Source organism: Pseudomonas sp. FW305-7 (assembly GCF_058786735.1).
Genome location: NZ_JBYSZA010000008.1, coordinates 73563 through 99773 on the forward strand (window position 1 = coordinate 73563; position 26211 = coordinate 99773).

Below are 26211 nucleotides of genomic sequence, written 5' to 3' on the forward strand. Positions count from 1 at the left end.
CTTCACGACCGACTAGCACGAACAAGGACAACCATGAACTTCTCCTTTCCGGACGAACTTTTGGCACTGCAGGCCAAAACCCGCGACTTTATTGCCGAACAGGTGATCCCGTTTGAACACGACCCGCGCCAGGACGCCCATGGCCCTAGCGATGCCTTGCGTCTGGACCTGCTGGAGCGTGCCCGCGATGTCGGTCTGCTGACGCCCCATGCCAGCCGCGAGATGGGTGGCCTGGGGCTGAGCCACGTGGCCAAGGCACTGGTCTTCGAAGAGGCCGGATACTCACCATTGGGCCCGGTGGCGTTGAATATCCACGCCCCGGATGAAGGCAACATCCATTTGCTGGACGTGGTCGCCACCGAGGCGCAGAAGGACCGTTGGTTGCGGCCCCTGGTGCAGGGGCGCGCCCGTTCTTGCTTCGCCATGACCGAGCCGGCGCCGGGCTCGGGTTCCGATCCGTCGATGCTGCGCACGACCGCCACCCGCGATGGCGATGACTACCTGATCAATGGCCGCAAGTGGTTAATCACCGGTGCAGAGGGCGCCGACTTCGGCATCGTCATGGCGCGCATGGAAGACGGCACGGCGACCATGTTCCTCACCGATATGCAGCGTGAGGGCATTGTCCACGAACGTCAGCTGGATTCATTGGACCGCTGCTTTACGGGTGGTCACGGCCAACTGCGTTTCGACAACCTACGCGTGCCGGCGAGCGATGTGTTGGGTGAGATCGGCAAGGGCTTTCGTTACGCCCAGGTACGCCTGGCGCCCGCGCGCCTGACCCACTGCATGCGCTGGCTCGGTGCCGCGCGCCGTGCCCACGACATCGCCTGTGACTATGCGCGCACCCGCGACGCCTTCGGCAAACCACTGGGCGAGCACCAGGGCGTGGGTTTCATGCTCGCCGACAATCAGATGGACCTGCATGTGGTGCGTCTGGCGGTGTGGCACTGCGCCTGGGTGCTGGATCAGGGGCAGCGCGGCAATGTCGATTCGAGCATGGCCAAGGTGATCAGCTCCGAGGCGCTGTGGCGGGTGGTTGATCGCTGCATGCAGGTGCTGGGCGGGCGCGGGGTGACCGGCGACACGGTGGTGGAGCGCATCTTCCGTGACATCCGCCCGTTCCGTATCTACGACGGCCCGAGCGAAGTGCACCGCATGAGCCTGGCGAAGAAGCTGCTCGGCCAGCGCCAGGAGCGTCACTGATGCAGTCCGATATGACCCGACTGTTCTCTCTCGACGGCCGCCGCGCCCTGGTGACCGGTGCTTCCAGTGGCCTGGGCCGTCACTTTGCCCTGACCCTGGCTGCCGCTGGCGCCGAGGTGGTGGTCGCCGCCCGACGTTCAGCTCCTCTCGAGGAACTGGTCGAGGCCATTGAAGCTGCGGGTGGTCGCGCGCGTGCCTTCGCCCTTGATGTGACCTGCCGTGACGATATCTGCCGGGTGCTGGATGCCGCAGGGCCGCTGGATGTGCTGGTCAACAATGCCGGGGTAAGCGACAGCCAACCCTTGCTTACCTGCGACGATGAAAGCTGGGATCGCGTACTGGATACCAACCTCAAGGGTGCCTGGGCCATGGCCCAGGAAACCGCCCGGCGCATGGTCGCAGCGGGGAAGGGCGGCAGCCTGATCAATGTCACCTCGATCCTTGCCAGCCGGGTGGCGGGTGCCGTTGCTCCCTACCTCGCCGCCAAGGCCGGCCTGGCTCATCTGACCCGGGCCATGGCGTTGGAGCTGGCGCGCCATGGCATACGGGTGAATGCCCTGGCACCGGGCTATGTGATGACGGATTTGAACGAGGCGTTCCTGGCCAGCGAAGCAGGACAGAAGCTGCGTGCGCGAATTCCCAGCCGGCGTTTCAACCAGCCCGCGGACCTCGACGGTGCCTTGCTGCTGCTCGCCAGCGACGCCGGACGGGGCATGACCGGTAGCGAGATCGTGGTCGATGGCGGCCACCAGTGCAGCAGCCTGTAGGCGCCGTGGTCACCGGCACTGCTCAACACAATAAGAAACAGGAGATGGAAATGTGCGTGCAATTTCTGGACTGCCCGTGGACGAGGTACCTGGCATGATGACGCCGAGCTTCGACCACGAACTGCCCCCCAACGCGGCCAACCATGTGCCGCTGTCACCCCTGTCGTTCCTCAAGCGTGCTGCGCAGGTGTACCCGCAGCGCGATGCGGTGGTGTATGGCGACCGTCGTTACACCTACCGACAGCTGCATCAGCGCAGTTGCGCGCTGGCCAGCGCCCTGGAGCGAGCCGGGGTACAGCCGGGCGAGCAGGTTGCGATTCTGGCGCCCAACATCCCCGAGATGCTGGAGGCGCACTATGGCGTACCAGGTGCCGGGGCCGTACTGGTGTGCATCAATATCCGCCTGGAGGCACGCAGTATTGCGTTCATCCTGCGTCACTGCGAAGCCAGGGTATTGCTCTGCGACCGCGAGTTCGGCGCAGTGGTCCGAGAGGCGCTGGCAATGCTGGAGACGCCGCCGTTGCTGGTGGCCATCGACGATGCCCAGGCCGAAGGCACCGACCTGGCTTCTGAGCTGGATTACGAGCGTTTCCTGGCCCAAGGCGATGCCACCCGCCCGCTGAGCGCACCGCATGACGAATGGCAGTCCATCGCCATCAACTACACCTCCGGTACCACCGGCGACCCCAAGGGCGTGGTGCTGCACCACCGCGGCGCCTACCTCAATGCCTGCGCCGGTGCCCTGATCTTCCAGTTGGGACCGCGCAGCGTCTATTTGTGGACCTTGCCCATGTTCCACTGCAACGGCTGGAGCCACACCTGGGCAGTGACCCTGTCGGGCGGCACCCACGTGTGTCTGCGCAAGGTGCAGCCGGAAGCGATTCACGCCGCCATCGCTGCCCATGGCGTGACGCACCTGAGTGCTGCGCCGGTGGTGATGTCGATGCTGATCCATGCCAAACATGCCGGCGCGCCTAGCGGGCCGGTATCGGTCATTACCGGCGGCGCTGCTCCACCCAGCGCCGTGATTGCCGCCATGGAAGCGCTCGGCTTCAGCATCACTCACGCCTACGGCATGACCGAAAGCTACGGCCCCAGCACCTTGTGCCTGTGGCAGCCGGGTGTCGATGAACTACCGCTGGAGGCCCGTGCCCGGTTTATGAGCCGCCAGGGCGTGGCCCACCCGATGCTGGAGGAGGCCACGGTGCTGGACGCCGATACCGGCCAACCGGTCCCCGCTGATGGCGCCACGTTGGGCGAACTGGTGGTGCGCGGCAACACAGTGATGAAAGGCTATCTGCATAACCCGCGGGCGACTCGTAGCGCCTTGGCCGACGGTTGGCTGCACACGGGTGACCTGGCCGTACTGCATCCGGACGGCTATGTGGAAATCAAGGACCGGACCAAGGACATCATCATCTCCGGCGGCGAAAACATCAGCTCGCTGGAAATCGAGGAGGTGCTGTATCAGCACCCTGAGGTGATCGAGGCCGCTGTGGTGGCACGCCCGGATATGCGCTGGGGCGAGACACCCCATGCCTTCGTAACGCTGCGTGCTGATGCTGGGGTCGCTACCAGCAGTGATGATCTGATTCGCTGGTGCCGTGAGCGCCTGGCGCATTTCAAGGCGCCACGGCATGTATCGCTGGCCGAGTTGCCCAAGACCGCTACCGGCAAGATTCAGAAATTCGTCCTGCGCGAATGGGCGCGGCAACAGGCATCCGCGGCTTCCGACCGCGCGGATTGACGCGCAACGGCGCTGAGCGCGCCGTTACCTGCAGGACAGTGACCGATCGCAAGGGAATGCGTGGTCACCCTTGCGCTTCAGTGGCCCCGGAAGATATCGCCTATACCCGCGAGCGGATGCACCGTGCGGGTGATGGCCCGATTTTCAACGGCAGGTTTCTGCGGGTGGAGCGCGGTAACGAGCAGAGCGGCGAGCACCAGACCTGCCAGTAGAAAAGCAAACATACGCATAGGAACCTCCGGGCTTATTGTTGTAATTGCCGTCGAGCCTGGTTCGGGGCGCCTGTTGAGGCTTGATAGGGCGCACCGTTGAACATTTCGTTATGTGGCTGCCTGAGTAGGAGGCAGCCGTTACTCAGCGCTTGGGACAGTCGATCAGCAGGCGTGAAAAGCCCCGTGCTGACGGTGGCGCCAGTCAGTCAATGGTGCGTTTCTGGACGAGGGCGCCCGTCGCGAATGCGTGGGTGGTGGCCACTATGTCCTGATCGCCATAGCCCATTGATGCCGCTTGCTGCACGGCCTCGCACACGGCGTCGAAGACCGGTGTCCAGGCGCCTTGGGCATGCATGGATGCGGCGATGTAGGCGAAGGCGTCTGCGTGCACATCGAGTCGTGCCTGATCGCCCGCGAAGTTCCCTTGTTCCAGCCGGCACACCGCTTCTTCGAGCGCATCGGCAATGAAAAAGCGGGACGTGTCGAGCAGCAGCCTGGCTGTCTTCGAGCCCGGCATGCCAAACCGTTCGCCTGTACCCACTGCCTCGAAGAACGCCACCATCGCGGTAAACGCATGGGCGTGGAGCACCGCGGCAAAGGCAAGGGCTTCTTCCCAGGGCAGGAAGAGCGTATGGCCGGCGAGTCCTTGCAGCAGCGCGCGATGTTGCTCGAAGGCTTCATGCTCGCCGGTAAAGATGCCGTGACTGTCCTGGTGGCCGACATTGCGAGGGTAGGCAACGATCATCCCTTTGACGTAACGACCGCCCGCCTCATTGATAAGGGCTTGAAGCGCCGGGCCATCGTCCTGGGCGTTGGTGGTGTAATCGACGATCGTACGATTGGCCAGTGCAGCAGTCACACCGGGCATTGCCAGCACTTGGTGTGTGGCGCTGTTGTCCAGCAGCACGAAGATCGCCACCGGGCTTGCGATCAATGCCGCTTCGGCAGAGTCGCAGAGGTGAGCGCCGGCTGCCACGAGCGCGGCAGCCTTGCCGGGTGATCGATTCCAGACCGCTACGCGTTTGCCTTGTTTGAGCAACGCCTGAGCCATGACTGCGCCCATGGCCCCGAGTCCGACTACGGACACATCAAAGTCGAAGCTCACATCATCCTGTTCGCGCACAGTCAAACCCTCATGAGTTGTTTTACGTGACCTGTGAAGATGTTCGGGCCGCAAGGGGCGACCGGCTTTTGCGGCTGTGCAAGCCTCATCTCAAAGCAGGTTCTGTGATTCGCCGGCGTGCGGTAGGTATCGACAGGCCGCGCGCCGGCTTATGCGGTTACTGGCTCAGTGCTTGCGCAACCGATTCACCGAAGGCGTTCAGGCCTTTTTCGAGCTGGTCGGTCGGGGTATTCACCGGTGGCATCAGCTTGATGATTTCGCCGTTCGGGCCGCAGCGATCAACCAGCACGCCCGCCTGCAAGGCGCGCTGCTGAGCATCCTTGGCGACCGCCACGTTGCCGCGACCGAAGTCGATGCCGGCGATCATGCCGCGGCAACGTGCGGACCTTACGCCTGGAATTTCTGCGAAACCGACAACCGCGCGCTCCATGGCCGCGCAGTTGTCGGCCAGCACCTTGAGGAATGGCGCATCGTGCCAATAGCTGAGCGCAATCTGTGCCGTCAGGAACGCCAGCTGGTTGCCGCGGAAGGTGCCGATGTGATCGCCGGGCTGCCAGATATCGAGCTCGGCGCGAATCAACACGATTGCCATCGGCAGGCCAAAGCCGCCGATCGATTTCGCGCAGGTGATCAGGTCCGGCACAATCCCGGCGCGTTCGAAGCCGAAGAAGTCGCCGGTCCGACCACAGCCGGCCTGAATCTCATCGCAGATGAGCAGCACGCCATGCTCGATGGTCCACTTGCGCAGCCGCTGCAGCCAGTCGTTGGAGGCGGGGTAGACGCCCGCCTGGATCTGAACGGACTCCACGATCACGGCGGCGGGGATTTCCGAACCGCTGCCTTGGTCGTTGGCCAGGCGTTCGAGGAAACCGATGCTGTCGAATGCGCCGTAGGGACTGTCTTCATACGGCACGAACACCACGTCGCTGGACAGCCCCGGGCCGCGGCGAGTGCGGTTGCCAGTGACGGCCAGCGCGCCGGCCGTCATGCCGTGGTAGGCACCATAGAACGAGACGACCTTGGTGCGCCCTGTCACCTTGCGCGCCAGCTTCAATGCCGCCTCGACGGCATCGGCACCGGTCGGCCCGGTGAACTGAACCTTGTAGTCCCAGCCGCGCGGCTTGAACAGGTCACGCTCGAGCGCCTCCAGGAACTGGCGCTTGGTGCTGGTGTGCAGGTCGAGGGCGTGGGTCACGCCGTTGGATGACAGGTAGCCGATCAGGGCATCGCGCATGCGCGGGTCGTTGTGGCCATAGTTCAGGGCACCGGCGCCGGCGAAAAAGTCCAGGTATTCGCGGCCATCCTCGCCGTGGATCTTGCTGCCTTGGGCGGTATCGAACACCAGCGGCAGGTCACGGCAGTACATCCGCACGTTGGACTCGAGCCTCTCGAATGTCTCGATGTTGTTCATGCATAACCTCTTGGAAATAGTGGGGAAGCTTTTGTCTGGGTGCCGTCAGTGTTTGAACATCACGTGGCGCACCACCGTGTAGTCTTCGAGGGCATACGTGGACAGGTCCTTGCCGTAGCCAGAGAGCTTCACCCCGCCATGGGGCATCTCGCTGACCAACATGAAGTGGGTATTGACCCAGGTGCAGCCGTACTGCAGCCGGGCGGCGAGGCGATGGGCACGGCCCACATCAGCCGTCCACACGGAAGAGGCCAGGCCGTAGTCGGAGTCATTGGCATATGCCAGGGCCTGGGCTTCATCCTCGAACGACGAAACCGTAACCACCGGGCCGAACAGTTCCTGGCGCACCACTTCATCTTCCTGCGTGGTGCCGGCCAGGACGGTAGGTTCGAAGAAGAACCCGTTCCCTGTCGCCCGTTTGCCGCCGGTGACAACCTCGATATGAGGGTGCTCCTTGGCACGGTTCACGAAGCCCTCGACGCGCTCCAGGTGCTCTTGGGTGATCAACGGGCCCATCTCGGTCGACGGGTCGTCCTGAAGCCCGCACTGGATGCTGGACACCGCCTCGCCGAGCTTGCGGACGAATTCCGGGTAGACCGACTTCTGCACATAGAGGCGGCACGCGGCAGTACAGTCCTGGCCGGCGTTGTAGAAACCGAAGGCGCGGATGCCTTCGACGGCGGCGTCGATGTCGGCATCGTCGAAGATCAGTACCGGCGCCTTCCCCCCCAGCTCCATGTGCATGCGTTTAACGCTGTCGGCCGTTTCTTCGATGATCCGGCTGCCGGTGCGCACGGAGCCGGTCAGGGACACCATGCGGACCTGGGCGTGATTCGTCAGCGGTTCGCCCACCGTAACGCCCCGGCCATGGACGATGTTGACCACACCGGCTGGGAATATCTTGGCGAGCAGCTCCCCCAGTTTCAGGGTGCTCAGCGGGGTGTGCTCAGAGGGCTTCAACACCACGGTATTGCCGGCGGCCAACGCCGGGCCGAGCTTCCATGCGGCCATCAGCAGGGGGTAGTTCCAGGGCGCGATCGAGGCGACAACGCCTATCGCGTCGCGGCGGATCATCGAGGTGTGGCCCGGCAGGTATTCGCCCGCCGCCGAACCCTGCAGGCAGCGGACGGCGCCGGCAAAGAAGCGAAATACGTCCGCTACGGCGGGCAGTTCGTCTTGCAACACGGCGGTGTAAGGCTTGCCGCAGTTGTCTGCCTCCAGGCGCGCGAACACCGGCGCCAGGGCATCGATGCCGTCAGCGAGCTTGAGCAGCAGCGCCGAGCGGTCCTTGGGTGGCGTTTGCGACCAGGCTTCGAAAGCGGCATCCGCGCCTTGAACTGCCGCATGAACCTGGGCACGGCTGGCCTCGGTGGTCTGTACCAGGACGCTGCCCAGGGATGGGTTGTAAACGCTCAGGCTTTCGCCTTCGCCGGCCACGAGGGCACCGTTGATCAGGAGTTTTGTCTGCATGTCGATTGTCGCCATTGAACGGCAAGGCCAGGGGCTTGCCTTGGGGTTGTCGTCAGAGGGTTCGATTGGGAAAAGCAATCGCTACACCAGCGCGTCGGGCACTGGGTTACGGAAGAGGCGGGTCCGGCAGGCGAGATAAACCGCACCCAGGGCCAACCAGCCACAGCCCATGATCAGTGCGTCCTTGTCCAGGCTGACCAGCATCCACCCGGCCGTGATCAGGCCGATGAATGGGAAGAGCACACCGCGTAGCCAGCCGACCCCATCCTTTTTGCGTGCATCGAAGGTGAGGCGCAACGCACACAGGTTCACGGCGCTGAAGGCGAGAAAAGCGCCGAAGTTGACCAGCGATGTCGCGGTGGCGATGGTTAAGCCAAAACCAGCAGTGCCGAATGCACCACAGAGCAGGATGTTGAAGGCAGGTGTCTGGTAGCGAGGATGCAGGACACCGAACACCTGGCGTGGCAGCTGGTTGTCCCGGCCGAGGGCATACAACAGTCGACCCACGCTGGCCTGGAACGACATGCCCGCCGCGAAATGCGCAATGATGATTCCGGTCAGTAGCACGGCGAAGAACAGGTCACCGCCGATCATCCGGGCAATCTCGAAGGCCGCTCCATCCACTTGTTCGAACTGGGGGGAGGGGTGCGCCAGGTACATGAAGTACGAGGAGCCGACGTAGATCGAACCGCCGATCAACGCGACCGTCACGATGGCCCGCGGCAGCGTTCGACCCGGGTCGCGGGTTTCCTCGCTCAGCGTGGACAGCGCGTCAAAGCCCAGGAAGGAGTACGCGGCAATTGCAGCGCCGGCCATGGTGGTGGCGAACGGCACATCCTGGTTGAAGAACGGCTTGGCCGACAGCAGCCCGCCAGGGCCGTCGGCCGCCACGATGTAGTGCACGCACAGCCCGATGAACACGACGATGATCGCCAGTTGCGCCACCATCAGCAGCACGTTGAATCGGTTGGCGACCTGGATGCCGAGGACATTGAGCAGCGATGTGGAGACGATGAACCCCGTGATCCACACCCACTGAGGCACCTCTGGAAACGCCATGTTGAGGTAGCTGGCGCCGAGCAGCCAGATCAGCATCGGGATGAAGAAATAGTCGAGCAGCGCGGCCCAGCCCACCATGAACCCAAGGTTCGCATTCAGCATCTTGCGGGTGTAGGTGTAGGCCGAACCGGCTACCGGGAACACCTTGACCAATCGGCCATAGCTGAAGGCGGTAAACACCACACCGGTGGCCGCCATCAAGTAGGCCATCGCCGTGGTGTTCCCGCTGGCCTGCGAGATCACGCCATAGGTGCCGAACACAATCAGTGGGGCCAGAAATGCCAGGCCGAACAGCAGCACGGAAAACGGCCCCAGGGTGCGCCTCAATGAGGCGCTTGCATGTGATTGATTCATGACGAGCACCTCTCACACGACGAAGTTGTAAGCAGTGGTGATGATGTCGTGGTAGGCCTGCACGGACATGGCCTTGGCATTGCTGGCGTCCGAGAAGTTCTGCTTGGACTTCTCTGCAATGGTCAGGAAATCTTCCTCGCGTACACCCTTTACTTCAGCAAAGCGGGGGATACCCAAGTCCGCGCTCATCTGGAACAGGTGGCCGACAGCAGCCTGGGCGGCATCGACCGGCGAAAGCGTGGGGTCAATCCCTAACGCGTAGGCAACCTGGGCATGGCGGACGATATCCGCGTCACGGTTATGGGCGAACACAAAGGGCAAGAAGATCGCGTTACCCACACCGTGTGGCGTGTCGTACATGCCGCCAATAGCTTCGGAAATGCAGTGCACACTAGCGACGTCCGCGTTGCCGAATGCCATGCCGGCGATCAGGCTCGCCACCAGCATCTGCTCGCGGGCCTTCAAGTTGCCTGGCTCGAGCACGGCAGGCTTGAGGTTTTGGCTGATCAGGCCAATGGCGTGCAGCGCCAGGCCGTCGCTGATCGGGTTCGACACGCGACAGGTATAGGCTTCAATGGCATGGGTGAGGGCATCCATGCCGGTTGCGGCGGCAATCGACGACGGCAGCGTGTCAGTGATGTGTGAGTCGAGCAGGGCAAGCACCGGACCGATCCGATAATCCAGTACGCTCATCTTGAACTGGCGAGCCGTGTCGGTGATCACCGCGAAGCAGGTCACCTCGCTGCCGGTACCGGCGGTGGTCGGAATGGCGACGATAGGGGGAATCGCATGCTTGGCGGTGAACGAGCCCTCGTAGTCTTCGATACGGCCTTCGTGAGTCAGCAACAGGCTGATGGCCTTGGCTGCATCCATCGCACTGCCGCCGCCAGCGGCCAGCAGGCCATCGATGCCGGTGCCCCGGTATTGCTGCGCGATCTGGTTGATGTCTTCGCTGCGAGGGTTGGCCTTGATGTCCGACACCTCCTCGAAGGCTATGTCGGCTTTTTCCAGGCTGGCGTAGACGCTGTCCAGCAGGCCTGCTGCTTTCACCCCGGGGTCAGTCACGATCAGGACGCGCGTCAGGCCAAGTGCCTGCAGATGTTCACCGGTGCGCTCGCGCAGACCGGGTTCCATCACCACTTTGCACGGGAGTAAAAACTTAAATTCCATACGTACCTCTTGCTCAATTGTTGTGATTGTCGAAAGGGCAGTGGAGGAGCGCTCGTTTGCAAAAGCGGGCGCTGGATGTACGGCCTGGCGGTTTCGCCCAAACCGGAATGTTGTTGTTCTGTGTCCTGGCAAAAATGCCGGGTGAAGCTTTTTTTGGATAAAAAGAGGGGCTGCGGGCTGCTCGCCCCTAAAGGGAAGCGGTACTAACCCAGGTGTCCCGACAGCAGCGACAACAACGTGCCTGTCAGGCAAATTGGGAGGTCGTGGCCCATCCCGGGCAACAGCACCAGCCTTGCCCCGGTAATCGCCGTGGCGGTAGCGAAGCCGCCGTCGGTTGCCACCATCAGGTCTTTCTCGCCATGAATGACCAGGGTGCTGCAACGGATTTGCTGAAGCTCCTGGGTGCGGTCGCCCGAGTTGATGATTGCGCCGATCTGCCTTGCCGTACCCAGGTTGCTTGCCTCGCCGTTACCTCGCTCCCAGGCCTGCATGGCGTAGTCACGCAGCGCTTGCTCGTCCCATTCGAGTGTCGAGCCGATCACGTTCATGATGTCCAGATAGTCGCGAACGCTTTCCTGCTGATTGCGCGGGGGGCGGCGCAGGAGCTTCAAGATGGCCTTGAGTGCTGGCTGGCCTACGCGTAGCGAACCCGTGGTAGAGAAAATGGACGTGAGGGTTCTGATGCGTTCGGGATAACGAGCCGCAAGCGTCTGGGCGATCATGCCGCCCATCGACATGCCCACCACATGCGCCGTGTCCAGTTTCAAACCGTTCATAAGTTCGATGACGTCGCTAGCCATGTCGCCTAGGTCATAGCCGGGTGTTCGCTTGCGGAAGAACTGCTGCATGACCGTGGGCGGTACCACGTCGGTAAAGAAGGACCTGCCCGAGTCACGATTGTCCAAGGTGATAACGCGCCACCCCCGCTCGACCAATCCGGCGATGAGCTGTGGCGGCCAGTAGGTCAGTTGCAGCCCCAGGCCGACGATCAGTAAGACTGCCGGAGCGTGTTCGGAACCATAAGTGCGGTAGCAGAGCTTGCGTTCGCCTTGCAGTTCGCAGAAGCGATCGGTACTCATCGGCGGTTACCCTGTTTCTGCACGCCGACACTCGCGTGCAAAGGCGCGTTGGGTGCGACGGTGAACGCGAGGCACTTGTCAGCCACTTCGCCGCGGCGCAGCAGTTTGACATCGCGGAAGTAGTCCATCGACATCACCCAGGGCTCGCACGGCCCTTGGCGCGGCATGCTGTCCAGCGCGCGCTGCACATAGCCGGCACCGAAATCCAGGAGCGGGCGGGTCTCGATCCCTTCGGGCGCCTTGGGTTCGCAGACGGTGTAGCCGCGGCTGTCCATGAAGCTCAGCAGGCGACAGAAGTGGTCGCACAGCAGGCACACTTTCAAGGTCCAGGATGAGTTGGTGTAGCCCACGGCGAACGCGAAGTTGGGGACACCGGAGAGCATCGTGCCCTTGTAAGCCAGGGTGTCACTCAGGACCACTGGATTTCCGTCCTTGTACAGACTGATGCCTCCATACATCTGCACATTCAGGCCGGTGGCGGTAATCACAATATCGGCCTCCAGCACCTTGCCGGATTTCAGCAAAATGCCGGACTCGGTAAACCGTTCGATATGGTCGGTGACGATCTGCGCCTTACCCGCACTGATCGCCTTGAACAGATCGCCTTCGGGTACCGTGCACAAGCGCTGGTCCCAGGGGTTGTAGGGCGGGTTGAAATGCACGTCGACCGGATAGTCTTTCGGTAGCTCCTTGCGGGTCAGCCACAGCAGCAATTTGCGAGAGAGCTTGGGGAAGCGCTGGCAGAAGGCCCAAAAGGCGAGGGTGAGTTTCGCGTTTTTGTAGCGGGTCAGTGCGTAGGCGGTTTTCGCCGGCAGAACCTTACGAAGAAACGCTGCAACCGAATCGTTGGCGGGCTGGTTGATGATGTAGGAGGGCGTACGCTGCAGCATGGTGATGCTGGAGACCTTGTCCACCATGGCCGGAATCAGGGTGACAGCCGTTGCGCCACTGCCGATCACGACGACGCGCTTGCCCGCGTAGTCCAGATTTTCTGGCCAGTGTTGCGGGTGAATCACCTGCCCGTTGAATTGCTCGATACCTTCAAAGCGGGGGCTGAAGCCCTGGTCGTACCGATAGTAACCACCTGCGCTGAACAGCCAACGACACTCAATTGTGCGAGTTTGCCCTGCGTGGCCATCCTCGACACACACCGCCCACACGCCACGGTCGGATCGCCAGTTCGCTGAGATTATTTTCTGTTTGTACTGGATAAAAGGTTCCAGCTCATGCTCGTCGATGGCTTCCTGCAGATACTCGAGAATGTCTGCGGCGTCCGCCAGGGACTTCGCCTTGTTCCAGGGTTTGAAGTCGAAGCCGAAGGTGTACAGGTCGGAGTCGGAGCGGATGCCGGGATAGCGGAACAGGTCCCAGGTGCCTCCCATTCGCTCACGCGACTCGAGAATCGCAAAGGTCTTGTTTGGCTGCTGGCGCCGTAAATAGGCTGCCGCGCCGATGCCAGACACACCGGCTCCCATAATCAATACATCGAGTGGCTCAACCGGAAGAGCAGTGTGCGAGGACATATCGCCGCCTATTGTTGTGTTATGGACGCTGATCTTTTGACTTGATCATGTGACCATGATGGGGCGGTCGATTGGGTGAAGCAAGGTGCAAAATGCACCGCACATTTACCGTTTTGGGATGTTTTGCACCGGGGCGGTCAGTGAGCGCTGACTAGGTGAGGCTGTTCGCTGTAGTGGTGGCCAGTGCGAAGAGGGCGGTTATGCAGTGATAGAGGAACACACGATCCTGGGGGACGGCGATGTGGTTACCTAGTGCGATTCAGGGAGGAAATTCGAGTCGTAGCAGCGGGGGCAGCATGCTTGTTCGACGAGGTCGCGCAAGCATGCCGGCAATCCGAATAGCGTTTCAGAAGCTGGCCACGAGCAGCTTCACCGCCTGACAGGCCGTCTCGGTTTCCGCCGCCAAGCGCTCGTGGTCGCCATGGGCAGACCAGGCCAGCAGCAGGCCATCGAACAGATTGATCACCAAGCGACTGATGGTGGTCAGTGCTGCCTCATCCAATACGCCATCCGTAGCCTTCTGAATGGCCTGCTGCGTCGCCTCAACGGAGACGGCATAGATCTTGGCTGCCATTTCCGGGTTGTTGCGCAGGTTCCAGAAGAAGAGTTCGAACTGCGTGGTGGCCAGTTCAGGGTGCGCGGTAAACCAATTGACCAACTGGCGCAGCATTTCGCTAATCGTCTCTGCTGCCGTGGCGCCTACCGGAGCGTGTTGCAACGAGTGCTGCGGCATGTTGATCAAGGACTCATAGACCGCATAGAACAAGTCTTCCTTGGTGTGGAAAACGTAGTGCAACGAGGCCAGCGGAGAGTCAGCCGCCGTCGCGATGCGCCGCGTGGTGGCATTGGCGACGCCGTGTTCCGCGATTACCTTAATGGTGGCTTCAATAAAATCCTGTCTGCGCTCTTCCGCGCCTATCCGAGCCATCGAGCGTTCTCCTTTTAGTGTTGCCGCCGCCCCTTGGGTACGGCGTCGGCGGTGACGAATGCTATCGCAAGGTCATTTGCCAATCCATTGGATGAGTCGCTGCCCCTCATATCCAGTGAGGGCGGGGCCTCGTTATGTGGCTGTCTCCTAGGGCGTCTTTACCCCAGATTTTAATGACGCTCAGGCGGATTAAGGGTGTTGCGAAAAAATAAGATCATCCGACTTGATCATTTGACCATGTTTGGATAATCATGGCGCCACGCAGCCGGTAACACCAGGTTGCGGTGCGGGAGAAGAGGGCGCTGCGGTGGCTGGCGCTGAGGGTTGAGCCGGGTTATCCGGGCTCACTGGATAAAACAATGACAAACCAGACAGGTATAAAGCAGATGGGTACCCCAAAACTATCGACAGTCGGCAACGATGCATCGGTCGAGCAGGTGGTAGAGATCATCCGGCGTGACGGCGGGGTCATCATTTCCGAGTTTGTCTCGTCAGAGACGCTGAAGTCGCTCACCGAGGAGCTGGACGCCTACCTGAATGTCACGCCTTGCGGAATGGATCCCTATTTCGCCGGCGCGCAGACTCGGCGTGTCGCACGTATCATCGGGCGCAGCGACAAGGCAGTGGACGTGGCCCTGAGCCCTCTGTTCATCGAGACTGCCCGGAAGATCCTGCAGACGCCTACTCATGTCTGGGTGGGTAGCGACCGCATCGAAACTGAACCCGACATTCAGCTCAGCATCACTCAGGCCATCCAGATAGGCCCGGGCCAAGGCCTCCAGCCCCTGCACCGGGATGACGCCACTTCGCTATGGCGGCATCCCCAATACGGACGTGAAGCCCGTCTGCAACTGATGCTGGCCATATCGGATTTCACCGAAGAGAACGGGGCGACCCGCGTCATTCCTGGCAGTCATCAATGGGATGACGAGCGCATGCCTACCCAGGAAGAGACCGTTGCCGCTGAAATGAAGGCAGGCTCCGCCCTGTTGTGGGTGGGGTCGGTTTACCACGGTGGCGGCGCCAACAGTACATCGTCTCCTCGTACCGGCCTGACCATGGCCTACGACCTGGCCTTCCTGCGCCTCGAAGAGAATCACTTCCTCTCCATTCCTGTTGAACGCGTCCGCCAGCTTCCTGCCGAGATGCAGCGCCTGCTGGGTTGGAGCGTCAGCTCCACGCTGCTGGGTTGGGTAGAAGTCGATGGCCAGATGCGCGACCCGCACGATCTCCTGGACATGCCTGCTTTTTCCGAACCGGGTAAAGGGTTCTAACGATCCTGGGCGACCAGAAAGCGGTCCACAGTACGGCCGACGCGCCGTGCCGCACATTGAATTTATGTCCTATGGGGCATTACTGAGGAAATACCTATGACGTACTCAATTGAATCGAAAGTTGGCGAGTTGCTGGACAACAGTCATACAAGCGAAATTCTGGAAAAGCACCTACCCGGTATAAAGAAACACCCGCAGCTTGGCATGGCCCGTAGCTTCTCCCTCGCTACCGCAGCGAAATATTCTGGCGGGGTCATTTCTCAAGAGGCGCTAAAGAATATTGATAGCGACCTGAGGTCGCTGGCCACGTAATGGCAGGGCGCGCCCCGAACGCCGAGCCGGGGAACGATTTCCAGCATTTCTAGCCCGCCACGGAGCGTTCCTGGCGGAGCGTTGGTCGGCAATCTTGGGGCGAATCAATGAACGCGTTGAATAGAGCAGTTACCGGCGATTCTGTGCCGTTGAGATTCCGCACGCTTGGCGGATGGATTGAACGGCCGCGTGATCTGCAGCCTGAGCTCAAAGGTCACGAGCACGCCGATGTGATCGTGATCGGCGCCGGCTTTGCTGGCCTTTCGACCGCGTTGGAACTAAGGGCGCGCGGGGCGAATGTCATCGTGCTGGAGCAGGAGTTCGCTGGCTTCGGTGCTAGTGGTCGCAATGCAGGCTATCTGTTAGGCAGCATGGGCATCGAGTACGAGTTGTTCGTCAAGCGGGTAGGGGTGGAGCAGGCGACGCAGTTTGTCAGGTTCTACGACGAGGCCGTTCCCTATGTGGAAGGCCGATTGAAGGCGCTGGGTATCGACTGTGACTACACCCCTTCGGGAGTGCTGCGGGCCGGTGTTCATTCCAGCCAGGAAAAGCGCCTGCGGAAAAACATGGCGCTGGGGCAGAAGCTGGGGGCGCAGACCCGCTTCGTCGACGGCGACGAGATGCGTGCACGGGGGATTCCGCCGGCTTTTCTGTTCGGCGCCGAGCAATGTGGCGGCACCTTGAACCCTGGCAAATATGTCAGTGGTCTACGCCGCGCTGCCATCGCGGCAGGCGTCAAGCTTTATGAAAGAACGCCATTGCTTTCCTTCACTGAAGGCGCGGTCGTCACCTGCAACACAGCGTACGGCAGCGCCACTGCGCCGGTGATGGTGCTGGCCACGAATGCCTATACCCCTCAGCTGGGGGTGTTACGCAACAAGGTCGCGGCGATTCGCGTGTCGGCACTCGAAACGCAGCCGCTGTCGCCGGAGCAGTTAGCTGCCTTGGGGTGGCAGGGGCGCGAAGGCATCATCACGCCACACTACACCATGGAGAGTCATCGTCTGACAGCCCATGGCACCATGGTGCTGACCGTCAAGAAGCTCGGTTACGTCTACGGTTCGAAGACGCCCAATATTCCCGATCACGGCGCCTACCAGGCCTTGGCGCAGGTGCTGCGCGAGCGCTATCCGGCATTGCAAGACCTTGGCATTCAGCACTGCTGGAGCGGCTATGTCAGTGGCGCTTACGACTTCCTGCCGGTAATCGGCGCAATGGGCGCAAAACAGAACATTTACTACACGACTGGTTGCTCGGGACACGGGTTGGGCACTCAATCGTACGTAGGATCGCTTTTTGCCGCGCAAATCAATGGTGAGGCGCCGAATCTACTGGCAGCGTTGAAGCACAAAACGCCATCGCTGCTACCTGAACCCTTGCAATGGTGCGCTGTGCAGTCCGCGTTTACTGCGGCCAAATGGCTGGATGCCTGGACTGATAAAAAAGTGCGGAAAAACACGCCATAAAAGCTCACTGAAAATAATGCGGTCGCATTGTGCAAGTTTCTGCTCTAGAACGGTGTCATCCTATTGACTGAGGTTTCGTCGTGGAATTAATCGAAGTATATATTTTTGCCTCCAGTGTGCTGCTGGTAATCTGCGGCCTGGGCTATGGGGTGGCATTCGTCAGGCGAAAAAACCACCTTATTGGCGGGGAGTTTCTAATCGTCGGAATATCTGCGACCAATTTCACGATCTATATCGCCACGGGCTGGCTGGCGAATTATGAAGTTGCCATGTTTCTCGACGCATTTTCGCGAGGAGTCGGAATACCGATTATCACAACACTTGGTTTAATGGCAGTGACGCACAATTACAAGCCCTCCCTGGCGACAGACATCTTTCTGTTCTTAGGTGGTTTTGCCGCTGCAGCTATTTACTATTCGTCCAATGCATTCAAAGAGTGGCTGCCTTACTTTTATGTACTGATGTGGTCTGCGTACACCCTGTATCTGATCTATTTTGTCTGGCTGCTGGTCCGGGTTAGGGAGCCTCTACACGCCCTGGCCACCACGCTGGGCGGTGTGGCCGGGCTGACGATCGCGCTGCGGTATGACTTGTTCCCGATTCCGGGCGACGACACCAAGATGGTTTTCATGACCTGCGCTTTTTTAACCTGGTCATACTCGATTGCTCAGTCTTTTTATGCCTATGGTGCACTTCAGCGTTCCAGGAAAGTGTCTACTCAAGCCGTTCTTAATTATCGCTGAACCGCACCATCAGTAGCCTTTTGTCCTACTGCTGATCCGCGTAGTTCTTGGTTTAAAGTTACTCCATGCCGGGCCGAAGGCCTGCTTTTTGCCGCCCCTAGGGGCGGTTTTTTTATTCTTGTTTTCTTCCGCATGTGCATATGAAAGCACGTTTGGTCCGGTAATAAGCGAATAAGTCCTGATGCAGTAATTTTCTCTAAATGGCCACTGATAAGTAACGCGGTTAGTGCGCCTACATGGGTGTTTTGGGGTAACACATGTTCCTTTACTTCCCATTATGGTGCGGTGGTTTGGTACATATAAAACAAACACTAAGCCTAACCACCTGATTTGTCTTGGTTATTAACCCTATACCGGTTTTTGGCATATGAATTGCGTCTTGGTCAACCGACATGGTCATTTGATCATGTCGGTTGACCAAGAAGTGACAGGCCCATTTCCGTCCGCAAGGTCGGGCAGCCCGTCCAAGCCCTTTGTTTTAGGAGCCTTCAATGAAAGAAGTAACTGCACGGGTGAAGGGTGACGTATCCGCACGCCGTATGTTCAGGCAGCTGCTGGCTACCCTCGCGGCGTCGACCGCGATTTGCTCTGTACAGGCCGCGCCCCAGGGGGCCGAGGCGTTGGGTTCGACACTGACGCCGCTGGGCGCTGAGATCGCCGCAAATTCAAGCGGGGATATTCCGGCCTGGTCAGCTCCAGCGCCGCAAGGGGAGGGGTGGAGCTACGGCCAGGTGCGGGGAGAGCATTGGAAGTTCAAGGGTGACAAACCTCTCTACAGCATCGACTCCAGCAGTGTGGCGCAGCATGCGGGTCAACTGTCCCCTGCCCAGCTCGAACTGTTCAAGAAGATCCCGGGCTACCGCATGGACGTCTACCCGACCCGCCGAACCTGTGGCGTGCCGGATTTCGTCGCGGAGAACACTCGGCAGAACGTTGGCTTCGCCAAGCTCGATGTCACGGGGCTCGCCCTCGAAGAGGCCCATGTTCCAGGTATCCCGTTCCCACTGCCCACCACAGGCGCGGAAGTGATGTGGAACATGAAAATGCGCTACCGCGGCATCGCTGTCGAAATCCCCAAAAGCATCTCGGGCATTTCGCCGCGCAAGGGTGGGGAATGGTTGCGCCAAAGGACGGACACCTTCTTTTTCACGCCGTGGGGAAAGAAAGGCAGTGCACTTTTTTCCTCCGTCGGCCGTTTAGAAAACGCCACGTTCTCTACCTACCAGGAACCAGCAGCGCTGGCCGGTCAGGCTGGGGTGCAGACGGCGGTGGCCGGCGAGCAAGCCACCACGTTCTATTACTTCCCCGGTCAACGCCGAGTGCGGCGCATGCCCTCGTATTCCTACGACGCTCCGCAGATCGGACTGGACAACCAATACACCGTCGATGAAGCGAACGTCTTCTTCGGCTCCATGGACCGCTTCGATTGGAAGCTGATCGGCAAGCAGGAATTGCTGGTGCCGTACAACGCCTTTGGCGCCTACGACACCGCCGCCAAGGTAGAGGCATTCGCGGGCAACGATTCGATTGCGCCGCAATCGCGCCGCTACGAATTGCACCGGGTGTGGGTAGTCGAGGCCAATGTGCGCCAGGGTATGCGCCACCAGGCGCCCAAGCGCCTGTTCTATATCGACGAAGACAGCTGGAACCCCCTGCTGGCTGTGGACTACGACAAGCAAGGGCAGATCTGGAAGGTTCGCGAAGGGTTCTCGATCCCTGTCTTCGAGACGGGCGCGTGCGATGTACAGGCGATGGTCCAGTACAACCTGGTCGACGACCGCTATCTCTTCGATTTGACCTCAATCGGCGCGGGTAAGAACGATATCCGCTGGCTCACCGAAGACAGTGGTAACCCTCGCCTGAAACGCGATTTCTTCACCTCCGACAACCTGCGCGCTATCAGCGAGCGCTAAGACGGACGTCAGATCGAGAGCCAGCATGAAAAAAATAATTATGAAAGCCTCAGGCCTTGCCATCGTGTGCGTAACCCCAATGGCAATGGGATTTACGTTTGAAACCGAAACCCTCAATGGCTCCTTCGACTCCACGATTGCTGCAGGCATGGGCCTGCGCACAGAGTCGCGTGGCTGCAACCTGATCAACCAGGAGCCGACCGGGCACAACGTGCCCTCCGGCTGCCTGGCGCAGAGCTCCGGCGTGGCTGATCAAGGTGACCTGAATTACGACCGTGGCGACCTCTTCACCAACTACCTCAAGGGTACTCATGAGCTGCTGCTGAAGCTGCCAGAAGACTTCACGTTTATGGCGCGCGGCACCTGGATCCGCGACTTCGCCGCCACCGATACCACTGGCACGTTGTCGTTCAACACGCCAGAAACCGTCGGCAGCGACGGTCTGAGCGATGACGCTCATGACGACCTCGCTTTCAAGGCACGCCTGCTGGACCTATGGGTAAGCAAAAGCGTTGACCTGGGCGGGCAGCGGGTCCGGGCCCGCCTGGGCAACCAGGTAATCAACTGGGGCGAAAGCCTGTTCGTGGCCGGGGGTATCAACAATACCAACGCCTACGATTACCAGGCCTTGGCCCGTCCCGGTGTGCAGCTCAAGGAGGCCGTGCTGCCGGCACCTATGCTCAGTGTCGCGTCTGGCCTGGGTTCGGGCGTCAATATCGAGGCTTACTATCAGTTCCGCTGGAACAAGAGCGAGCTACCGCCGGTGGGCAGCTATTGGTCCACTAACAACGCGCTCGGCGAAGGTAGAGGTGATTACGGGTTCTCCGAAAGTCACGCCCGCAACAGTGGCCAGTGGGGCCTTTCGCTGCGTTGGCAGCCGGAAGAAAGCGATATCAACTATGGGCTTTACGTGATGCGCTATCACGACAAGCTGCCATCGCTACGTGTGACTATCCTCGACCCGAATACCTTTGCGGCTGCACCGACCTGGGAGTACCAGGAAGATCGGATGATGTATGGCATCAGCGCCAACATGCCGGTTGGCGATTGGGCGGTCGGCACCGAGCTGTCGTACCGGCCGAAAGACTCGGTCATGCTCAACCCCGTCATCGACCTGTGTTCGAGCAATGACGGCAAGTGCTGGAAGGACGAGAAGAAATTCCAGTGGCACCTGACCGGCCTGTACAGCTTTACGCCTTCCAATTCACCCATGCTGCTCGACCTGACCGGGGCGAGCACGGGCACCTTACTGACCGAACTCGTGGTCATCAAATACCCAGGGCTGCATGACGAGGTCAATGGCGAGCCACTGGCAGCGGGGCTCAATACCTGGCAGCTGGATCCTGCGACAGCGCCGAAGGCCCATGGCGACAAAACGTCGTCAGGGATCAATCTGGACTTCAGCGTGACCTATGACGGCACGTTGTTGCCAGGCTGGCAGGTAACGCCGGGCGTCTTCTACTCGCGCTCGCTGGGTGGGCGCACGCCTAACCTCGCGGCCACGTTCACGGAAGACGCGAGCAACATGAACCTGTACCTGAACTTCGTGCGCAACCCAGCCAGTTGGCAGGTATCGCTCAACTACACCAAGTTCATGGGCGGCGATACGCCTTACGACCAGCTCTATCGTGACCGTGATTATGTCGGTATCGCGATCTCCCGTACGTTGTGAGGCCCGCTGTGAACGGTTCTGTAAAACTGAGTGAAATTCAGGCACGTGGCGTGTTGCCACGTGTCGAGCGTGCCTTGTTCGGGCATCGCCGTCTCGTGCTCACAAGCCTGGCCATCTTCACGTTGGTCATGGCGTGGTTCGCTGTACAGCTGCGCATGGATGCCGGCTTCGAAAAGCAACTGCCGATCGGCCATGAGTACATCGATACCTTCGAGGCCTATCGCAAAGACCTGTTGGGCGCAAACCGCCTGACCATTGTGGTCAAGGCCCGCAATGGTGCTGTCTGGAGTGTCCCTGGGCTGAAGCGGCTCTATGACGTAACCCAGGCAGTCACCTTCCTCCCCGGAATCTCGCGAAGCAGCGTGCGCTCGTTGTGGACGCCCAATGCGTTCGTCAACGAGATCACAGAAGAGGGTTTTCGCGCTGATCCCTTGGTGCCGGGAACGGTTTCTCCTGAGCACCTGAATGACGAGATCATCGCGACGATTTCCAACTCGACCGCGCGTGGCGGCTTCATTGGCACCCTGGTTTCCCGCGATCAGAGTAGCGCGATGATCACGGCGGAGCTCAATGAGTACGAAGCCGACGGGGCGCATCTGGACTATGTCGCGTTCAACCATCGGCTGGAGAAAGAGATCCGCCAGCAGTTCGAAGATGGCGAATTCGAAGTCCAGATCATTGGCTTCGCCAAGCAGACCGGCGACATTGCCGATGGGGCTTCAGCCGTTCTGGAGTTCTGTTTGCTGGCGCTGCTGCTGACGGCGGGCGCGGTCTATTGGTACTGCCATTCGTTGCGCTTCACGCTGTTGGCGCTGGTCTGCTCGCTGGCCTCGCTCGTCTGGCAGTTCGGCAGCCTGCGCTTGCTGGGTTACGGTCTCGACCCGCTCGCGGTCCTAGTGCCCTTTCTGGTATTCGCCATTGGGGTTTCTCATGGCGTGCAGCAAATCAACTACATCGTTCGTGAAATTGCGCTCGGCAAGAGTGCGGAGGAGGCGGCCCGCTCAAGTTTCACAGGCTTGCTGATTCCAGGAACTCTGGCCCTGGTGACTGCATTGGTTTCCTTCGTGACGCTGCTGCTGATTCCTATCCCAATGGTGCGGGAAGTAGCCATCACGGCATCGCTTGGTGTGGCTTTCAAGATCATCACCAACCTTGTGATGTTGCCGTTGCTGGCTTCATTGCTGCGGGTCGATGACCGGTACGCGGCGGCGCAGGAGAACTCCCGCCAGCGCCGCACTCGATGGGTTCGTGGTCTGTCTCGGCTCGCTGAATGGCCCAAGGCGAAGTGGGTGCTGAGCGTGGCCTTGATCGTCTTTTTAGTGTCGTTCTGGCAAAGCCATGAGCGCGTTATCGGCTCGCTGCAGGCGGGGGCTCCGGAGTTGCGCGAAGACTCGCGCTTCAACCGAGATGCAGTCTCCATCGCTAGCAACTACGACATCGGCCTGGACTGGCTCAGCGTGATTTTCGAAGTCAGCCCAGGCGCTTCTGGGGAAGGCGTGCCGGTGGCGTGTGAGGATGTCGCGGTGGGGCAGTACCAGGATCGTTTCGTGTGGGCCATGCAGGGCGTGCCCGGTGTGCTGTCGGTAGACTCCTTCTCCACCACCATGCGGCAGTTCAACGAGGGTTACAACGAAGGCAATCCCAAGATGGCCGCAGTGCCCATCGACCCGATGAACTATGCCGCGCTGGCCACAGAAGTAGCGCGTACGCCGGGTCTGATGCGTATCGACTGCAGCATGACCGCCGTACATCTTTATCTGGCCGACCATAAAGCGACGACGATCAATCGGGTGGTGGAGGCCGTCAAGGCGTTCCGCAGCGAGTACCCGCTGGCGGGCCTGTCAATTCGCCTCGCCTCGGGCAATGCCGGTGTTCTGGCGGCCATCAATGAGGAAGTCGAAAAAAGCGAAACACCCATGCTGCTGTACGTCTATGCCGCGATAGCGTTGCTGGTGTTCGCGGTCTACCGCGACCTTCGCGCCGTGCTGGTGTGCTGCCTGCCGCTGACCATCGGGACGTTCATTGGCTACTGGTTCATGAATGAACTGCAGATCGGCCTGACTATCGCCACCTTGCCGGTGATGGTGCTGTCGGTGGGCATTGGCGTCGACTACGCCTTTTACATTTATAACCGTCTGCAACTGCACCAGGCCCACGGCCAGACGATCACCAAAGCCGTGGAGTACGCGCTGCTCGAGGTGGGCGTGGCGACAATTTTCACGGCGATCACCTTGGCAGTCGGGGTCGCGACCTGGGCGTTTTCCGATCTCAAATTCCAGGCCGACATGGGCAAGCTGCTCGCCTTCATGTTCATCGTCAACATGGTCATGGCCATGACAGTGCTGCCGGCTTTTGCCGTGTGGCTGGAGCGGGTGTTCCCGCGCAAACGTCCCGTGAAAATGATCGGCGCATTGCTGCACTGAGGAAAAAAACATGCATTTCAGTGTTTCATTTACGGCGGCCTTGTTTGCTGCGGCGCTGCCGCTTGCAGGCCTCCAGGCCGAGCCTTTGCAACCCCTCCCAGCTGTGCAGGTGGCCAATGCTACGCAGGCCACCATGCTGGATGCAGTGTGGGCCGGTGATCGTGTGGTGGCGGTCGGCGACCATGGTGTCGTGCTGCTGTCGGACGATCATGGCAAGAGCTTTCGTCAAGCTAGCTCGGTCCCTATTTCCACGTCGCTGACGGGCGTGTCGTTTGCTGATGCACAACACGGCTGGGCGGTTGGTCAGTGGGGGGCTGTCTTGTCCACCGCTGATGGTGGCGAGTCCTGGGCGGTCCAGCGCTTGTCCAGCGAGGAGGACCGCCCTCTGTTTGCGGTGCACTTCTTCGACGCCCGTCAGGGTGTCGCCGTAGGGCTCTGGTCGTTGGTGCTGATTACCGAAGATGGAGGCCGCACCTGGACTGAGCAGTCCCTGCAAGCACCGCCCGGTGCGAAGAGGGCCGACCTCAACCTGATGAGCCTTTTTGCCGATGGCCGCGGCGCACTTTATGCCACTGCCGAACATGGGCAGGTGTTGCACTCAGACGACCATGGCAAAAGCTGGCGTTATCTGGACACGGGCTATGAAGGAACGCTTTGGTCCGGCGCTGTATTGGCCGATGGCAGTCTGCTGTTGGGCGGTCAGCGTGGCGCACTGTTACATGGCTCGATAGGCAGCAAGAGCTTCCGCAGGCTGCCTATACAAAGCCAAGGCTCCATCACCTCGATAGCGGTATCGGGCCCTCGCGTACTGGTCGCCGGGCTGGATGGCTTGATGGTGCAGAGCAGTGACGATGGCCGCAGTTTCCAGGAAAAGCACTCAGCTGATGGTCTGTCACTGACAGCAGCGCTGCTCACCGTCGAGGGCGCGCCTGTGATGTTTTCACGTCGTGGAGTCGTACCGTAACGGTATATGCGCTGTTTAGTTGAGTGACCGAGGTTCCATGAATCACACACCGTCCCACTGGCTGCGGCCATCGGAAGCCGTTCGCGAGCTTATGCGCAAAGGTGCCGAGATCGCTCAGACACTGCCGCAGGCGTGGATCGAGCGTCTAGATCAGGCCCTGTTTGCGTCACCGGAAGATGCGAAGTTGCTTGATGATCCTGTGGTCCTGGCGGCCTGCCGACGTGTCAATCGCGCAGAACTGCTGCACTGGGCGAACGCCAATCTGCAGCGGCCAGGGGAGCCAGTGGAACCTTACGTCTCCGCTGATCTGGTGGACACGGCCAGAGAGCTGGCCCGCAGGGGATTGCCTGAGCTGCTGATGAATATTGCACGGTCAACGCAGAATGCAGCCTGGGAGTCCTGGATGCAGATGGCGTTCAGCCTGACGCACGACCCTGTGTTGCTTGAGGAATTCCTGAAGGTCTCGTTACGGTCGATCTCGGAATTTATCGATAGCAACATGCGGGTAGTGAGCCAGATTCTCCTGAAGGAAAAGAGCCTTCACCCCCATGAAGACGCGGTCGACAAACGGAGTCTGGTTACGCGCTTACTCGATGGTCGAGACGTGGACACCGAACAGTTCGGCAAGCGACTGGGCTACAGCCTTTTTCAAAAGCACCGCGCCTGGCTTGTCTGGAGCGAGGTGGCGGATACCGAAACCCAGCACCTGGAAGCGCTGGCGCGCGCGCTGGCCCATCTCACTGGCACAGCTGCCCCGCTGATCGTGTTCGCCGGTCCAGCCACCCTGTGGGTCTGGACCCATGCGGCTAAACCCCTGGATCTGTACAGGTTGCAGAGCGTCGCTCGGCAATTCCCAAACATGCGAACGGCAATCGGCTCTCAGGGCGCAGGGGTCAATGGTTTTCGCCAATCACATCTGGAGGCTTTGACCACTCAGCAATTGATGGGGCGCTTGGCCGGTGCACCCGCCGTCGCCACGATTGATCAGGTACGGATGGTGTCCCTGATGACTCAGGACGCTCGTGCTGCCAGGCAATTTGTAGTGAACACGTTAGGGCGGTTGACCACGGAGCCCAGCATTTTCCAGCGCTCGTTGCACGCCTTCCTCGCCAATGGCTGCCATATCACTCAGACCGCAGAAGCCTTGGGTACGCATCGCAATACGTTGCTGCGGCGACTGGAGCGTGCTCAGCAGCTGCTACCCGTACCGCTTGCCGATCACCGCATTCAAATCGCCGCAGCGCTTGAATTGCTGATTTGGGACACACCGTTAATTGACGATGAAAAACTGAGCCGGAGGAGGGCAGGCGCATGAGACGGCGTTTTCATGATTGCCAGCGTTGACCTCCTGCGGCGATCCGCACCCCCTAACTTTGCAAACCTTCTCGTCGAGAG

The 26211-nt window shown here is 60.4% G+C and carries 21 protein-coding genes; 13 read left to right on the forward strand and 8 right to left on the reverse strand.

Annotation, left to right across the window (positions count from 1 at the left end):
- Positions 1-33 precede the first annotated feature (33 nt).
- The 4 genes from AC3WMT_RS12540 to AC3WMT_RS12555 all read left to right on the forward strand — a co-directional run bounded on the left by AC3WMT_RS12540 (position 34) and on the right by AC3WMT_RS12555 (position 3932).
- Positions 34-1206, forward strand: coding sequence for an acyl-CoA dehydrogenase family protein (locus AC3WMT_RS12540; RefSeq protein WP_103303828.1), 1173 nt, complete (start codon positions 34-36; stop codon positions 1204-1206).
- Positions 1206-1973: an SDR family NAD(P)-dependent oxidoreductase gene (locus AC3WMT_RS12545; RefSeq protein ID WP_103303829.1), complete on the forward strand. Its 768-nt coding sequence runs from the start codon at positions 1206-1208 to the stop codon at positions 1971-1973. Before AC3WMT_RS12540 ends, AC3WMT_RS12545 begins: the two co-directional genes overlap by 1 nt.
- Before the next feature lie 97 nt (positions 1974-2070).
- Positions 2071-3720: an acyl-CoA synthetase gene (locus AC3WMT_RS12550; protein WP_371919309.1), complete on the forward strand. Its 1650-nt coding sequence runs from the start codon at positions 2071-2073 to the stop codon at positions 3718-3720.
- Between the two features lie 56 nt (positions 3721-3776).
- On the forward strand, positions 3777-3932 hold the full coding sequence (locus AC3WMT_RS12555; protein ID WP_158249171.1) for a hypothetical protein: 156 nt from the start codon (positions 3777-3779) through the stop codon (positions 3930-3932).
- Between the two features lie 202 nt (positions 3933-4134).
- On the opposite strand, the gene AC3WMT_RS12560 is transcribed toward AC3WMT_RS12555, so the two are convergent.
- The 8 genes from AC3WMT_RS12560 to AC3WMT_RS12595 form a co-directional block, all read right to left on the reverse strand.
- Positions 4135-5055 (reverse strand): NAD(P)-binding domain-containing protein, encoded by a 921-nt coding sequence (locus AC3WMT_RS12560; protein WP_103303831.1) that lies wholly within the window; start codon positions 5053-5055, stop codon positions 4135-4137.
- A 157-nt stretch (positions 5056-5212) separates the two neighbouring features.
- Positions 5213-6466: an aspartate aminotransferase family protein gene (locus tag AC3WMT_RS12565; protein ID WP_103303832.1), complete on the reverse strand. Its 1254-nt coding sequence runs from the start codon at positions 6464-6466 to the stop codon at positions 5213-5215.
- 45 nt (positions 6467-6511) lie between these two features.
- The gene (locus tag AC3WMT_RS12570) at positions 6512-7936 is read right to left on the reverse strand and encodes a gamma-aminobutyraldehyde dehydrogenase (RefSeq protein WP_103303833.1); all 1425 of its coding nucleotides are present in this window, start codon (positions 7934-7936) and stop codon (positions 6512-6514) included.
- Positions 7937-8017: 81 nt separating this feature from the next.
- Positions 8018-9349: an APC family permease gene (locus AC3WMT_RS12575; protein ID WP_103303834.1), complete on the reverse strand. Its 1332-nt coding sequence runs from the start codon at positions 9347-9349 to the stop codon at positions 8018-8020.
- A 12-nt stretch (positions 9350-9361) separates the two neighbouring features.
- Positions 9362-10519, reverse strand: a complete 1158-nt coding sequence (locus tag AC3WMT_RS12580) for an iron-containing alcohol dehydrogenase (protein WP_103303835.1) — start codon at positions 10517-10519, stop codon at positions 9362-9364.
- A 203-nt stretch (positions 10520-10722) separates the two neighbouring features.
- Entirely contained in the window at positions 10723-11598 is an 876-nt protein-coding gene (locus AC3WMT_RS12585; protein ID WP_103303836.1) for an alpha/beta fold hydrolase, read from the reverse strand.
- Positions 11595-13121 (reverse strand): flavin-containing monooxygenase, encoded by a 1527-nt coding sequence (locus AC3WMT_RS12590; protein WP_103303837.1) that lies wholly within the window; start codon positions 13119-13121, stop codon positions 11595-11597. The genes AC3WMT_RS12585 and AC3WMT_RS12590 overlap by 4 nt, the downstream gene beginning before the upstream one ends.
- Before the next feature lie 346 nt (positions 13122-13467).
- Positions 13468-14049, reverse strand: coding sequence for a TetR/AcrR family transcriptional regulator (locus AC3WMT_RS12595; protein ID WP_103303838.1), 582 nt, complete (start codon positions 14047-14049; stop codon positions 13468-13470).
- A gap of 386 nt (positions 14050-14435) precedes the next feature.
- Here AC3WMT_RS12595 and AC3WMT_RS12600 point away from each other — a divergent pair, with 386 nt between their 5' ends.
- From AC3WMT_RS12600 to AC3WMT_RS12640, 9 genes are all read left to right on the forward strand, one after another.
- A complete protein-coding gene (locus AC3WMT_RS12600; protein WP_103303933.1) occupies positions 14436-15323 on the forward strand; it encodes a phytanoyl-CoA dioxygenase family protein in 888 nt (295 codons plus the stop codon).
- A gap of 96 nt (positions 15324-15419) precedes the next feature.
- On the forward strand, positions 15420-15635 hold the full coding sequence (locus AC3WMT_RS12605) for a hypothetical protein (protein WP_103303839.1): 216 nt from the start codon (positions 15420-15422) through the stop codon (positions 15633-15635).
- 107 nt (positions 15636-15742) lie between these two features.
- On the forward strand, positions 15743-17101 hold the full coding sequence (locus AC3WMT_RS12610) for an NAD(P)/FAD-dependent oxidoreductase (protein ID WP_103303840.1): 1359 nt from the start codon (positions 15743-15745) through the stop codon (positions 17099-17101).
- A gap of 80 nt (positions 17102-17181) precedes the next feature.
- Positions 17182-17844, forward strand: a complete 663-nt coding sequence (locus tag AC3WMT_RS12615) for a hypothetical protein (RefSeq protein WP_103303841.1) — start codon at positions 17182-17184, stop codon at positions 17842-17844.
- A gap of 491 nt (positions 17845-18335) precedes the next feature.
- Positions 18336-19757, forward strand: coding sequence for a DUF1329 domain-containing protein (locus AC3WMT_RS12620; protein WP_103303842.1), 1422 nt, complete (start codon positions 18336-18338; stop codon positions 19755-19757).
- Between the two features lie 25 nt (positions 19758-19782).
- Positions 19783-21429 carry a DUF1302 domain-containing protein gene (locus AC3WMT_RS12625; protein ID WP_371919308.1) on the forward strand — a complete coding sequence of 549 codons (1647 nt, stop codon included), beginning with the start codon at positions 19783-19785 and terminating at the stop codon, positions 21427-21429.
- Positions 21430-21437: 8 nt separating this feature from the next.
- Positions 21438-23852, forward strand: coding sequence for an efflux RND transporter permease subunit (locus AC3WMT_RS12630; protein WP_103303843.1), 2415 nt, complete (start codon positions 21438-21440; stop codon positions 23850-23852).
- 10 nt (positions 23853-23862) lie between these two features.
- Positions 23863-24816: a WD40/YVTN/BNR-like repeat-containing protein gene (locus tag AC3WMT_RS12635; protein WP_103303844.1), complete on the forward strand. Its 954-nt coding sequence runs from the start codon at positions 23863-23865 to the stop codon at positions 24814-24816.
- Between the two features lie 37 nt (positions 24817-24853).
- Positions 24854-26131, forward strand: coding sequence for a PucR family transcriptional regulator (locus AC3WMT_RS12640; protein ID WP_218276675.1), 1278 nt, complete (start codon positions 24854-24856; stop codon positions 26129-26131).
- Positions 26132-26211 lie beyond the last annotated feature (80 nt).